Genomic DNA, 12,640 nt, shown 5'->3' with positions numbered 1-12,640 from the left:
AAGCCCTCAGCGATATCCACTGTGGACTTCTGGATGTTACTTTAATTGCCCCTGTTGTTTACAAGCTTGATTTAAAAAAGGAAGTCTGTTAATTCTTTTTGCTGCGCACCTCAAAAATAGCGAATTTCAGGTAATGTCCTTCATCTACCCCCAGAATTTGCGGGTGATCCTTGCCGGCAGCTTTCCAGTCGATCAGACGCAGCACTTTGCCAGCATCTTCAGCCGCATCCGCAATCGTTTCAAGGAACAGGTCAGGACGCATATGGTAAGAACAACTTGCGGTTACCAAATATCCACCCTCGTTGACAAGTTTCATGCCCTGCAGGTTAATGTCCTTGTAGCCGCGGCATGCTCCTTTGACTGCTGATTTTGTTTTGGCAAACGCAGGAGGATCAAGGATGACCACATCGAACGTTTTACCTGCACTGGATAACGCCTTGGACGTGTCCACCTTTTGTTCTGCGGCCCGTGCCCGTGCATTGCGCTCATCCAGCCCTTTGACCTGCTCACGCAAATACTGGAAGGCATCCGCTACGACAAACTCAACCCGATCGGTAAAACCATTCAGCTCCACATTGGTTCGTGCACTTTCAATGGCATGCTCGGAAATATCGAGACAGGTTACTTTCTTCGCTCCATATTTGCAGGCGTTCAGCGTAAAGCTGCCGGTATGCGAGAAACATTCCAGCACAGTCGCACCATCCCAATACGGGAACGTAACCACTTTGCCGCTCTTGTTTACAGGCAGCATCTGCTCGGTTCCTTCGTGCTCAATCTGCTGCATGGTAATGCCGCTTTTGTATCCCCAGCCTTTCATCAACGGTTCAATTGCCGCACGATTCTCACGCTGGTCGAAGAAATAACCTGTTTTCTGTCCTTCCACGATGTCTACCTTGATAAGCAGCCCATTTTCAGTCACGGTTACATGGCGCGGACAATCTCCGTAGAGAGGGCCTTTGACCTGTTCTAATCCTTCAAGTTCACGAATCGATACATCGCTGCGTTCGTAAATACCTTCCGGCTGCATGACTTCAATGAGTGCTTGCACGATGGCTTCACGGCAACGGTCCATACCCAGTGTAAGGATCTGCACAACGAGAATACTGCCAAAGCGATCCACGATCAAGCCGGGCAGAAAATCGGCTTCGCCATAAACGAGCCGGTAAGCTTCACCATCTTGAATGAAGCGTTCCCGGTGACGCAGACAATCGCGGAAACGAGCTGCAAAAAAAGCCGTGTCCATCTGTTCGAATTCCAAAGGCTGATAAGAAACGACACGGACAGTAATTTGGGAAGTCGGGTTATAGTATCCCGTCGCCAAGTAGCGGCCTTGATGGTTGAGAATATTTACAATGTCCCCCGGCTCCGGACTGCCGTCAACGGATGCAATTTCATTTTTAAAAACCCAGGGATGTGCATGTTCCAGCCGTTTTTTGCGGCTGCGTTCCAGTGTTACCGATGGCAAGATTGATCCACTTCTTTCGTAAGTTAGTTGAAAAGATCGGTTTGGGCGGCAAGACGCTCCGGGAACGAATCGATCCTCCGATCGCTGTTGTCTCCAGATTTTTTCGATACCCTTTCTTCAAAGGGAAAATCCGGCGACAAGCCTATGCTTCCGATGTAGCTTTCTTTCAGAAATCTTTCAGGCGAACGCTTCGCTTCTTTGGATTCGATTTCGTCCCCTCCGCTACGTTTGCCGAATCACCGTATCTTTTGAATTAGGGGCTGGTAATTTGAAAAGACCACTTTCGAGACGAATTTATCCACCGTGCTCACGATTGTCCTCAGATTGTTTCATGTTCCCTCTCTACCTGTCATGCTTGTCTCCACTTTCTCATAGGATAAGTGATAAGGCATGGGACGGGAGGAATGATGTAATCATGTTCAGGGATATAATTCTGCCATTGTTATATGGGCTTATTCTTTTTTTTGGCGGCATGAAGCTGATGGAGACAGCGCTGCAGCGCATGGCCGGGCCTATGCTGGCAGGCTGGTTGAATCGGGCCACCTCTGCCCCGTGGAAGGGCATGGCCTTCAGCGCCGGAGCAACGGCGCTGCTGCAAAGCAGCACGGCTGTGACCGTGCTAACCATTGGACTGGCTAACGCACGTTTAATCTCGTATGGCCGTACACTCGGCATTATCCTCGGAACCAACATCGGAACGTGTCTGACCACGGAGCTTGTCGGCCTCCAGCTTGGACGGGCTGCCCTGCCGTTGCTGCTTGTCTCGCTTACCGGCTGGGCCCTATTTGTGATCCTTGCCGAACGCAATCAGCTCGCTCCTGAACGTATTCGCCATACGTTGGCGAATATCCAGTTCAGCTTTCTGGCAGCAGCAGGCTTTGCCCTTGTTATGACAGGCATTCAGGTCATGCAATCCATAGCTGTTCCTTTGCGCAGCATGGGGGTATTCCAGTGGTTTCTGGATCGCTCGGCCGACAGCCTGTGGTGGGGCTTCCTCGCCGGTGCGTGCCTGACCGCGCTGATTCACAGCAGTGCCGCGGTCATCAGCATGGCGATTACGCTGGCAGCCACAGGAGTATTGCCTGTGGAGATCGGCATCGCCATTGTGATCGGGTCCAACGTGGGGACCTGCATCACCGCTGTTATTGCAGCCGCGGGCGGGGCTTCCGCAGGCAAATTTGTAGCAGCCTCCCATGTTGTACTCAACATTGCGGGAGCGCTGCTGTTTATGCCGCTGATCGGCCAGCTGCACGCAGCTTCCGCGTGGCTGTCAGCGGACAACGGGGCACAGATTGCGCATGCCCAGACCCTTTTTAACATCATCAGCTCATTGCTGGCTTTACCGTTCTGCTACCTGCCCATCTGGCACAAAAAAACACCTGTCCACACCTCGTCGACCAAGACACCTGTTGTTTAAATCATCCAGCATTGCCCCATGACCCACAGGAAGCTTCGTATGCTCCATGTGACGCAGCGTCAAGTCGAACGTTTATACGTGAATGCCCAGCTTGTTCAAGCCCGTACGCAAAATTTCGTCATTGTTATCGTATCCGTCCTGCTGCTGTCTGGACCACGCCTCTGCGGGAGTATACCAGTCTACACCTTTGATCTCTTCAATCTGAGGCTGCAGGTCGCCGCCTTCCGCCTCTACAAGATAATAGTGTACTTCCTTGTCCACCGGTCCAAACTCGGCGTGCTGATACATATAAGCGATAATATCGATCGGCTCCACAATACGGCCTACCATGCCTGTCTCTTCCAAAATTTCGCGAAGTGCGGTCTGCTCGATCGTTTCTCCGGCTTCCATTTTGCCCTTGGCCAGTGTCATTTTGCCATAACGATCCATGATGAGCTGAATTTGAAGCTGACCGTCTTCTCCTGTTCTGTACACAACGCCGCCTGCTGAAATTTCTTTTTTGTTCATGCTGTTCTCCCCCGTCCGCTTTCATTTCTGTTCTTGGCAAAGAAGGACCTCATCTCCCCGGGTATTCTCCCCAAGGAAATGAAATCCTTGTTCATAACGCCGTGATTACATCGCGGCAGACTTCAAATTTTCTTCAAGCACACGAACCAGTGTACCCTGGCTTTCATTCGCTCCGGCTTCGGTCAGCTTCACACGGCACACTTTACCCACCATATCAGGCGTTCCATCGAACACCAGCTGGATGTAGTTGTCGCTGTAACCATGCAGCTTGCCGCTGCCTTCGCGGCCCTTCGCTTCGCCTTCAGGGATAACCTCCAGCACTTGTCCAACAAATTTCTGAGCATATTCCAGCTGCATTTGCTCGGACAGTTCAATCAGCTCATGCACACGTGCATTTTTAACATCCTCATCCACCTGATCCTCCATGCGTGCTGCTGGAGTACCTGTCCGTTTGGAATAAGGGAACACATGCATTTCGGAGAAGCCGATTTTACGCATCAGCTCATAACCGTTCCGATACATCTCATCCGTTTCACCCGGGAAACCAACAATAACGTCCGTTGTAATCGCTACATCCGGCATCGCTTCACGAATACGCAACATTTTGTTATAGAACTCTTCGGTTGTATATTTGCGGCGCATACGTTTCAATACCGTGTCATCTCCCGCTTGCAGCGGAATGTGGAAATGACGAACCAGCTTGTCCGAGCGTTTGATCACATCCAGCATGCGGTCATCAATCTGGCTCGCTTCAATCGAGCTGATCCGAATGCGCTCCAGTCCTTCCACTTTATCCAGATCCCACAGCAGATCGGTCAGATCATAATTTTCCATGTCATCTCCGTACCCGCCTGTGTGAATGCCTGTCAGAACAATCTCTTTGTAACCCGCCTGTACAAGCTGATGCGCCTGTTGAATGATGCTGTTTGCTTCACGGCTGCGGGAAAGACCGCGGGACCACGGAATGATGCAGAACGTGCAGAAATTGTTGCAGCCATCCTGAATTTTCAGAAACGCGCGCGTACGATCCGCAAAATCCGGCACATCCATCTCTTCAAACACACGGGTTTTCATAATGTTACGCACCGCATTCACAGGCTGACGGGATTCCTGAATTTCTTTGACATATGGCAAAATTTTATCCCGGTCCTGCGTTCCGATCACCAGGTCTACCCCAGGAATATCCAGAATCTCCGCAGGTGACGTTTGCGCATAGCATCCCGTTACCGCTACAATCGCATCCGGATTGCGCCGGATGGCACGACGAATAATTTGACGGCTCTTTTTGTCACCTGTATTCGTTACGGTACACGTATTAATCAAATAGACATCTGCTGTCTGCTCATCGAAGTCTACCTGATCGTAGCCTTCATTTTTGAACAACTGCCAGATGGCCTCTGTATCATAAAAGTTAACTTTGCAGCCCAAGGTGTAAAACGCCACGGATGGCATAATTACATTCCCCCCATTTCTCCGGATTCATATAAAATACAAGTTAATGCCGCCATACCCGCCGTCTCGGCTCGCAAAATACGCTTGCCCAGTCCAACGGATACCGCACCTGCTTCATCAGCCTGAGCCGTTTCCTTCTCGGAAAAGCCGCCCTCAGGTCCAACGACTACGAGCACCTTTGCTTCTGCATCAGGAGCTAGATCAGCAATAAACGGCTGGAGTGCATCTCTCAGCTGTTTGCCATTTTCCTTTTCATAACAATAACATACCAGATCATAGTCCCCAAAAGAAGATAACAGCCCTTTCCAGGAAAGCGGCTGCTCAACGGTTGGAATACGGTTGCGATGACTTTGCTCGGCAGCTTCCTTGGCAATCTTCCGCCACCGCTCCATTCGTTTGCCTTCTTTTTTGGCGTCATACTGCACAATCGTACGTTCCGATAAAAAAGGCACAAAAGATACGGCCCCGATCTCGGTACATCTCTGAATGACCGTTTCCATCTTGTCGCCTTTGGGCAGACTCTGTGCAATGGTTACGTTTAATCGTGCTTCATGATCCATAACAAGCGGCTCGATAATCGCAGCCTTCACTTCACCTGCATCAATGCTTTCTATAGCCACTAACGCTTCTCTGGAGTTTCCGTCGCTGACAATCAGCTTGTCACCAGGCTTGCCGCGCATGACTTTGCCGATATGACGAGCATCATCGCCCGTAATGATCACTGCATGTTCACTGAACTGCTCTGCAGATACAAAATATCGCTGCATATGTCTGTCCACCCATTCTTTCCTGTTATGACTGGCATTCTCCCCGCCGGACGACAGGCGAGAATCCAATCGCCACAGATGATCATACAACTTTTATGTGCTTCTGACCAGCGTTCTGGCCCAAATAACAGCTCGTTTATTTAAGGTATAATTCAATAATCAGACCGACAACATCTCTGTACATATCGGTTGCGAACAGATACAGCGGCTGAATCGTGACGGCCTGCAGCGGTGGAATGACCAGGATTAACAGAAAGACAAAGATCGACCATTGCTCTACGCCCTGCAGCTTGCGACTGATGGATGGGGGCAGCACATCCTCAAGAATGCGATAACCATCCAGCGGCGGAAGTGGAATCAGGTTAAACATAAACAGGAAAAAGTTGGTTACACTGAACATCGGCAGGAAGATCATCAGCGCAGTAGCCACCCGCTCATTTTCAATGCTCCCCAATACACCTGATCCGAACAGCATACCGTAGATAATCGCACCAATAATCGCGAGCAGCAGGTTGCTCAGCGGACCTACGACAGATACAATCGCTCCCATCAATCTGGGCTTCTCAAAGTTGGCTCGGTTCACAGGAACCGGACGCGCCCATCCAAAACCTGCAATTACCAGCAGCAGTACACCCAGCAGATCAAAATGCACAACCGGGTTCAGCGTAACCCTTCCGAGCAGCTTCGCCGTTGGATCACCGAATTTGTTGGCAAAGTAGGCGTGTGCAAATTCGTGAACGGTAAATGCAATTAGAATGGTGACAAGAAAGAAGGGCAGCTGATCAAGGGGAAGACGGATAAAACGCTCCAAGAACTCCATAGATTACCTCTTTCTGGCTTCAAACGCCAGCCAGTCCTCTTCACGCTCGATGGCACGAACTTCAAATCCGGCAGCCACAAGTGCATCATGCACGACCTGTTCTTTGTTTTTCCATATGCCTGAGACGATATAAATACCGCCAGACTCCAGCGCGTTATATACATCATCCACAAACAGCAGAATGATCTCGGCCAGAATGTTGGCAACGATAATTTTCACAGGCAGCTTCACGCCCAGAGCCGGGTCCTGACTTCCAAGAACAGATAACAGATCGCTTTCTTTGACGGTAATCTTCTGCTGCATGTTGTTCAGCTCCACGTTTTCCATGGCGCTTGTAACTGCAACCGGATCGAGGTCAAGGGCCAGCACATGTTTTGCTCCCAAATGCACCGCACCAATGGCGAGAATGCCGGAACCCGTGCCCACGTCAATGATCTCTTCGCCGCCTTGGATAACGTTCTCCAGTGTGCGCAGACAGAGAGTTGTCGTTGGATGTGTTCCCGTACCAAAGGCCATCCCCGGGTCAAGCTCGATAATTTTCTCATCTGCACTCTCGGGTGTATAATCCTCCCAAGTCGGCTTGATCGTCAGACGGTCCGAAATACGGACAGGCTTGAAATACTGCTTCCAGGCTGTAGCCCAGTCATTTTCGTCAACTGTACGCGTCTCGTAACGAATCTCTCCGGCATCAATACCAAAATCGGATAATTCCTCTATTCTCGGGTTTACCTCGGCCTTCAAGGCATCCATATCCGTACCCTCGGAAAAGTATCCTTTGATGACCGCGAACCCTTCGGGAATATCATTAAGCGGAACATCATATAACTCGCCATACGTTGTATCCCGCTTTTTATTTAAAGTACCGGATTCTTCGATCGATACTCCTCCAGCACCCGCTTCATGTAAAAAATTCGAGATCATCTCCACAGCTTCTTCTGTGGTATGTATTGTTAGTTCATGCCATAACATACGTGGTTTTGCCTCCTCAATGATTTAAAAACGTGGTTTCGCCTGCTTATAATTTAAACATCCCAACTATTGTACTACACAAGCAAGCCAGAGCACAAAGCATAGTCATAAAAGCAAATAAAACAGGATACCCCGCAGTCTGACTGCTTGAATATCCTGTCCTTTTCGTTGTCATACCTGCGTCTTTTTTTGCAAAATTAATAGAACCGTCCGCCGTTCTGTGTAATCATCTCTGCAGCCTGCGGCAGAGAATCCTGAGATACGGACACTGTAAGCAAAATGCTTTGCGTCACGCCTCCAGACACAGTCTTTGCCGGATCATCATACACCTGACCTCCCGACAACATCTCGGTCTCATCACTGATGAGGGCAAGTACATTCAGTTCGCCGCTAAAGCCGCCAACGACAGCTGTAGGGGAGTGGCCATCTTCGGAAACGGCACGCGAGTCTGATTGAACTGCATCCCTGCCAATACTCTCGATCCGCAGTTGGTTAGGGTGAAGCAGCTCCAGGGCTCTGCGTGCAGATTCTGCTTCCGTCCAGCTTGTGAAGACAGCTTCGAGTGTGACCGCAGAGCGATCCTCGGTCATTCCAATTCCCGTCCTTGACGGCGATCCGCCGCCTCGCTGCGGCGCAGTGCTTCCAAATCCTCGTGATCCGCCGCTTCTGCGCTGAATTCTACATCTTCATTTTTTGCCGATTGCATGCGTTTCATCTTTTCGGTTTTGGTCAATATTTTGCCCGAACGCTCATGTTCTGCCATGTTCATGCTCCTCCTTCTTGAATTACGTTTTCAGTTTTTCGAAATCAGATCATTCCGCCAGCTTGTTCGATAATGGACATCGCACGGTGGTGCACCGATTCATCCACAACCACCGTCAATAAAATGTCTCTTCCGGTGGGCCCACCTTGTCCACCATCACTCATGCCGCTTGCAGCAGGGTCTGCAGCAGCCATAATGCCTGAGCTGGCATGCGAGTTTAATGTATCCGGCACCCAGGAGGAATAGCTGCCTGAGACGCCCGGTTTATAGGAAGCTCCACTTGGGCCGACACCCGCATAACGACTGAAACGATTAATCGCTAAATCTTCCACTCGTAACGCCTCCAGTTTTTTGGCTGCACCCTCTGCCTGCTCCGGGCTGTGGAAATACGCCAAAATATTTTTCTCCGTCATCTGCCACCCGCTCCTTTCCGTTTCTCATACTGCATTCGGTGTATCCCTTAGCCTATCGTTCCCGCAAAGTTATCCTTCCGCAACCGGGCCCAGAATATACCGAATGGTGTGACTTCTGTATAAGTTGAACTAAAGATTTTACACCATCCACTCCGATGACAGAACAACCGTGTAAATAACTAGTTCAACTTATATAGTTTCGCTGGAATTATTCTCTGTAAAAGCACAGCAAATAAGGGCATCTCCTTAACGAAGATGCCCTTACATTTCACTTTTATATATCAGTCGCCGCGAAAGGCACGTTTCACTCGATCGAAGAAAGATTGCTCATGTTCATGCGTCTGCTCGCCATCCAAAGCAGCAAACTGACGAAGCAACTCCTTCTGCTCATCACTCAGCTTGCTTGGGGTAACAACAACCACTTTCACATGCTGGTCCCCTTGTCCCATACCGCGCAGGCGCGGCACGCCTTTGCCTTTGAGACGGAAATACGTTCCAGTTTGCGTTCCCGCAGGAATTTTCAGCTTCACTTTTTCAGTAAGTGTCGGGATTTCAATCTCATCTCCCAACGCTGCTTGCGCAAACGTCAATGGAACTTCGCAGTAAATGTCATCGCCTTCGCGTTCAAAGAAGTCATGCGACTTCACACGAATCACGATGTACAAGTCTCCTGCAGGACCGCCACGCAGACCGCCCTCGCCCTCACCTGTCATACGCAGCTGAGCACCGTCATCCACTCCCGCTGGAATGCGGACATGAATTTTGCGCTGCTTGCGAACTTTACCACTGCCGCTGCATGTCGTACATTTTTCTTTAATAATTTGTCCTGTACCGCTGCAGTTGGAACAAGCTCGACGATTCACCATACGGCCAAACGGCGTATTTTGAACCACTTCCTGTTGACCGCTACCGTGGCAGACAGAACATGTTTCCGGCTTCGTTCCAGGCTTCGCTCCGGAACCATGACAGGTATCACAGCTCTCCGTGCGCGGAATGGTAATATCCGTCTCTTTGCCAAATACAGCTTCCTTGAACTCAATAGTCATCGTGTACTGCAGGTCATTCCCGCGCTGTGGAGCATTCGGGTCACGACGTCCACCGCCACCGCCAAAGAACATATCGAAGATGTCGCCGAATCCACCGCCACCAAAGTCTCCACCGCCGAATCCACCCTGATTCGGATCAATGTGACCGTATTGGTCGTACTGAGCACGCTTCTGGCTGTCACTTACGACATCGTAAGCCTCTTTCACTTCTTTAAATTTGGCTTCCGCATCTGCGGCCTTGTTTACGTCAGGGTGATACTGACGGGCCAGCTTGCGGTAGGCCTTTTTGATCTCCTCGTCGCTCGCATTTTTGCTAACGCCGAGCACCTCATAATAATCACGTTTTTCAGCCACTCTTCCACCCCCATAACATTCACCTTATCGCACATCGTAACAAAAGGAAAGTCAAAGCACGGGAGCCCCGGCTATGACTTTCCCTTTAATCCGAACGTCACCGATGTTTAACTCGCAGCAAGTGCGAATTAATTATTTTTTATCTTCATCCACAACTTCGTAATCAGCGTCTACGACATTGTCACGTTTTGCGGAACCTTGTGGTTGTTCTTCAGCGCCTTGAGCCGCTTGTGCATCAGCCTGAGCTTGCTCATACAGCTTAACAGACAACTGCTGAACGATCTCTGTCAATTCTTCTGTAGCTGCTTTGATATCTTCCAGGTTGTCGGAAGCGAGCACACCCTGCAATTTTTCTTTGGCTGCATTAGCTTTCTCTACTTCGCCTGCATCTGCTTTTTCACCAAGATCCTTGATGGTTTTGTCTACAGAGTAGATCAGTTGGTCTGCGCTGTTTTTCGCTTCTACAAGCTCTTTACGTTTTCTGTCTTCTTCAGCGTGAAGCTCAGCATCTTTCATCATTTGTTCAACTTCTTCATCGCTCAGACCGCTGGAAGAAGTGATTGTGATTTTTTGTGTTTTGTTCGTACCTTTATCTGTTGCAGATACGTTAACGATACCGTTAGCATCGATGTCGAAGCTAACTTCGATTTGCGGAACACCGCGTGGCGCTGGCGGGATATCTCCCAGCATAAAGCGGCCAAGCGTTTTGTTGCCAGCTGCCATCTCACGCTCACCTTGCAGGACGTGAATCTCAACGCTAGGTTGATTATCTGCATAAGTGGAGAACACTTGAGATTTGCTTGTAGGGATCGTTGTATTACGCTCAATCATTTTTGTGAACACGCCACCTGCAGTTTCGATACCGAGGGACAATGGAGTTACGTCGAGCAATACAACGTCTTTCACGTCACCTGTCAGTACGCCCGCTTGTACAGCTGCACCAAGTGCAACGACTTCATCCGGGTTAACGCCTTTGTGCGGCTCTTTACCTGTCAGCTTTTTGATGGCTTCCTGTACAGCCGGAATACGTGTGGAACCACCGACCAATACGATTTTGTCAATATCGTTCGGAGTCATTCCTGCATCGCTCAGTGCACGACGTGTAGGTTCAAGCGTACGCTCAACCAGACCTGCAGAGAGTTCTTCGAATTTCGCGCGGCTCAGGTTCAGCTCCAAGTGCTGAGGAACGCCATCCGCAACCGTAATAAACGGCAAGGAGATCGTTGTAGTCAATACACCGGAAAGTTCTTTTTTCGCTTTTTCCGCTGCATCTTTCAAACGCTGTACCGCTGCTTTATCTTTGCTCAGATCAATACCTTGATCTTTTTTGAATTCATTTACCAGATAGTCGATGATTACTTGGTCGAAGTCGTCGCCGCCCAGTTGGTTGTCACCACTAGTCGCTTTAACCTCGAAGAAACCATCACCCAGTTCCAGGATGGATACGTCGAACGTACCACCACCCAGGTCATATACGAGAATCGTCTGATCTTCGGATTTCTCCATACCGTACGCCAAAGCTGCTGCTGTTGGCTCGTTGACGATACGAAGCACTTCCAGGCCTGCGATTTTACCTGCATCTTTGGTCGCTTGGCGCTGACTGTCATTGAAATATGCCGGAACGGTGATAACGGCTTGCGTTACCGTTTGGCCCAGGTATGCTTCTGCGTCAGCTTTCAGCTTTTGCAGGATGATTGCAGAGATCTCTTGTGGAGAATAATCTTTGTTATCGATTGTTTCTTTGTGGGAAGTACCCATGTGACGTTTAATGGAAATGATCGTACGATCAGGGTTGGTGATCGCTTGACGTTTCGCTGTTTCACCAACGACACGCTCGCCATCTTTTTTGAAACCTACTACGGATGGAGTTGTACGTGCACCCTCCGGGTTTGGAATAACAACAGCCTCGCCGCCTTCCATCACGGCTACGCATGAGTTGGTTGTTCCTAAGTCAATACCGATTACTTTGCTCATCGGAAAATTTCCTCCTCAACATTTTAAAATCAACAGACTGTTCATCAGCCTTATTGTGCCTTATAAGTTAACTGCTCTATGTGTATAAAACTGTATATTAAACTTCGTCCCTTGGTTCCAGGAATTATGAACTCACTTTAACCATAGCCGGGCGAAGCACTTTATCCTTCAGCATGTAGCCTTTTTGAACCTCTTCCACAACGATACCCTCTTCGTGCTCATCGCTCTCCACCTGCATAATCGCTTGGTGGAATTCAGGGTTAAACGGTTGTCCAACCGTTTCCATTGCAGTCAGTCCTTCACTTGTCAGCACCGTTTCCAGTTGGCGCAGAATCATTTGAAATCCTTTGGCAAACGATTCAGTCTCGGAACCTTCCGGCACTGTAGCCATAGCGCGTTCGAAATTATCAATTACTGGCACCAGTTCGGTGATCAGCTTCATCGAAGCGTATTTGGCAAGCTCTTCTTTTTCCTTCTGTGTACGACGGCGGAAGTTATCAAAATCAGCCTGTGCACGCACAAAGCGCTGCTGTGTTTCCTCAGCCTCTGCTTTCAAACGTTCCAGTTCAGATGACTCCTGATTGATTATCTCCTCAGCCTGTGCTTCTGCAGCTGCAGCCTCATTGACTGGCTCCTGCTCAGCGGCTGTTACCTCTTGCTCTTCTGTGAATGATTGCTCCTCTTTCAAGATGT

The 12,640-nt window shown here is 49.5% G+C and carries 13 protein-coding genes; 1 reads left to right on the top strand and 12 read right to left on the bottom strand.

From position 1 onward, the window contains the following. Positions 1 to 88: 88 nt before the first annotated feature. Positions 89 to 1,465, bottom strand: a complete 1,377-nt coding sequence (locus tag HNR77_RS07695; RefSeq protein WP_184182262.1) for a class I SAM-dependent rRNA methyltransferase — start codon at positions 1,463 to 1,465, stop codon at positions 89 to 91. A 415-nt stretch (positions 1,466 to 1,880) separates the two neighbouring features. Between HNR77_RS07695 and HNR77_RS07690 the strand changes: the two genes are divergently transcribed. Then, a complete protein-coding gene (locus tag HNR77_RS07690; RefSeq protein WP_184182260.1) occupies positions 1,881 to 2,882 on the top strand; it encodes a Na/Pi cotransporter family protein in 1,002 nt (333 codons plus the stop codon). A 72-nt stretch (positions 2,883 to 2,954) separates the two neighbouring features. On the opposite strand, the gene HNR77_RS07685 is transcribed toward HNR77_RS07690, so the two are convergent. The 11 genes from HNR77_RS07685 to grpE all read right to left on the bottom strand — a co-directional run bounded on the left by HNR77_RS07685 (position 2,955) and on the right by grpE (position 12,635). Next, the gene (locus HNR77_RS07685) at positions 2,955 to 3,389 is read right to left on the bottom strand and encodes an NUDIX hydrolase (protein WP_184182258.1); all 435 of its coding nucleotides are present in this window, start codon (positions 3,387 to 3,389) and stop codon (positions 2,955 to 2,957) included. Positions 3,390 to 3,494: 105 nt separating this feature from the next. After that, positions 3,495 to 4,841: a tRNA (N(6)-L-threonylcarbamoyladenosine(37)-C(2))-methylthiotransferase MtaB gene (mtaB, locus tag HNR77_RS07680; RefSeq protein WP_184182256.1), complete on the bottom strand. Its 1,347-nt coding sequence runs from the start codon at positions 4,839 to 4,841 to the stop codon at positions 3,495 to 3,497. Positions 4,842 to 4,843: 2 nt separating this feature from the next. After that, the gene (locus tag HNR77_RS07675) at positions 4,844 to 5,608 is read right to left on the bottom strand and encodes an RsmE family RNA methyltransferase (protein ID WP_184182425.1); all 765 of its coding nucleotides are present in this window, start codon (positions 5,606 to 5,608) and stop codon (positions 4,844 to 4,846) included. A gap of 136 nt (positions 5,609 to 5,744) precedes the next feature. Continuing rightward, on the bottom strand, positions 5,745 to 6,428 hold the full coding sequence (locus HNR77_RS07670) for a site-2 protease family protein (protein ID WP_184182254.1): 684 nt from the start codon (positions 6,426 to 6,428) through the stop codon (positions 5,745 to 5,747). 3 nt (positions 6,429 to 6,431) lie between these two features. Then, positions 6,432 to 7,397 (bottom strand): 50S ribosomal protein L11 methyltransferase, encoded by a 966-nt coding sequence (prmA, locus tag HNR77_RS07665; protein WP_184182252.1) that lies wholly within the window; start codon positions 7,395 to 7,397, stop codon positions 6,432 to 6,434. A gap of 197 nt (positions 7,398 to 7,594) precedes the next feature. Next, positions 7,595 to 7,987, bottom strand: coding sequence for a hypothetical protein (locus tag HNR77_RS07660; RefSeq protein WP_184182250.1), 393 nt, complete (start codon positions 7,985 to 7,987; stop codon positions 7,595 to 7,597). Beyond that, positions 7,984 to 8,160 carry a YfhD family protein gene (locus HNR77_RS07655; RefSeq protein WP_184182248.1) on the bottom strand — a complete coding sequence of 59 codons (177 nt, stop codon included), beginning with the start codon at positions 8,158 to 8,160 and terminating at the stop codon, positions 7,984 to 7,986. Before HNR77_RS07655 ends, HNR77_RS07660 begins: the two co-directional genes overlap by 4 nt. A 44-nt stretch (positions 8,161 to 8,204) precedes the next feature. After that, positions 8,205 to 8,573, bottom strand: a complete 369-nt coding sequence (locus HNR77_RS07650; RefSeq protein WP_184182246.1) for a hypothetical protein — start codon at positions 8,571 to 8,573, stop codon at positions 8,205 to 8,207. A gap of 281 nt (positions 8,574 to 8,854) precedes the next feature. After that, positions 8,855 to 9,973 carry a molecular chaperone DnaJ gene (dnaJ, locus tag HNR77_RS07645; RefSeq protein ID WP_111273444.1) on the bottom strand — a complete coding sequence of 373 codons (1,119 nt, stop codon included), beginning with the start codon at positions 9,971 to 9,973 and terminating at the stop codon, positions 8,855 to 8,857. 132 nt (positions 9,974 to 10,105) lie between these two features. Then, positions 10,106 to 11,947: a molecular chaperone DnaK gene (gene dnaK / locus HNR77_RS07640; RefSeq protein WP_145404129.1), complete on the bottom strand. Its 1,842-nt coding sequence runs from the start codon at positions 11,945 to 11,947 to the stop codon at positions 10,106 to 10,108. Positions 11,948 to 12,071: 124 nt separating this feature from the next. Continuing rightward, positions 12,072 to 12,635 carry a nucleotide exchange factor GrpE gene (gene grpE / locus HNR77_RS07635; protein ID WP_373288408.1) on the bottom strand — a complete coding sequence of 188 codons (564 nt, stop codon included), beginning with the start codon at positions 12,633 to 12,635 and terminating at the stop codon, positions 12,072 to 12,074. Positions 12,636 to 12,640 lie beyond the last annotated feature (5 nt).

It is taken from the genome of Paenibacillus sp. JGP012 (assembly GCF_014203995.1).
Lineage (GTDB): Bacteria > Bacillota > Bacilli > Paenibacillales > Paenibacillaceae > Paenibacillus > Paenibacillus silvae.
The sequence above is the reverse complement of the archived record's forward strand: the minus strand, read 5'-3'. Positions and strand labels throughout refer to the sequence as shown.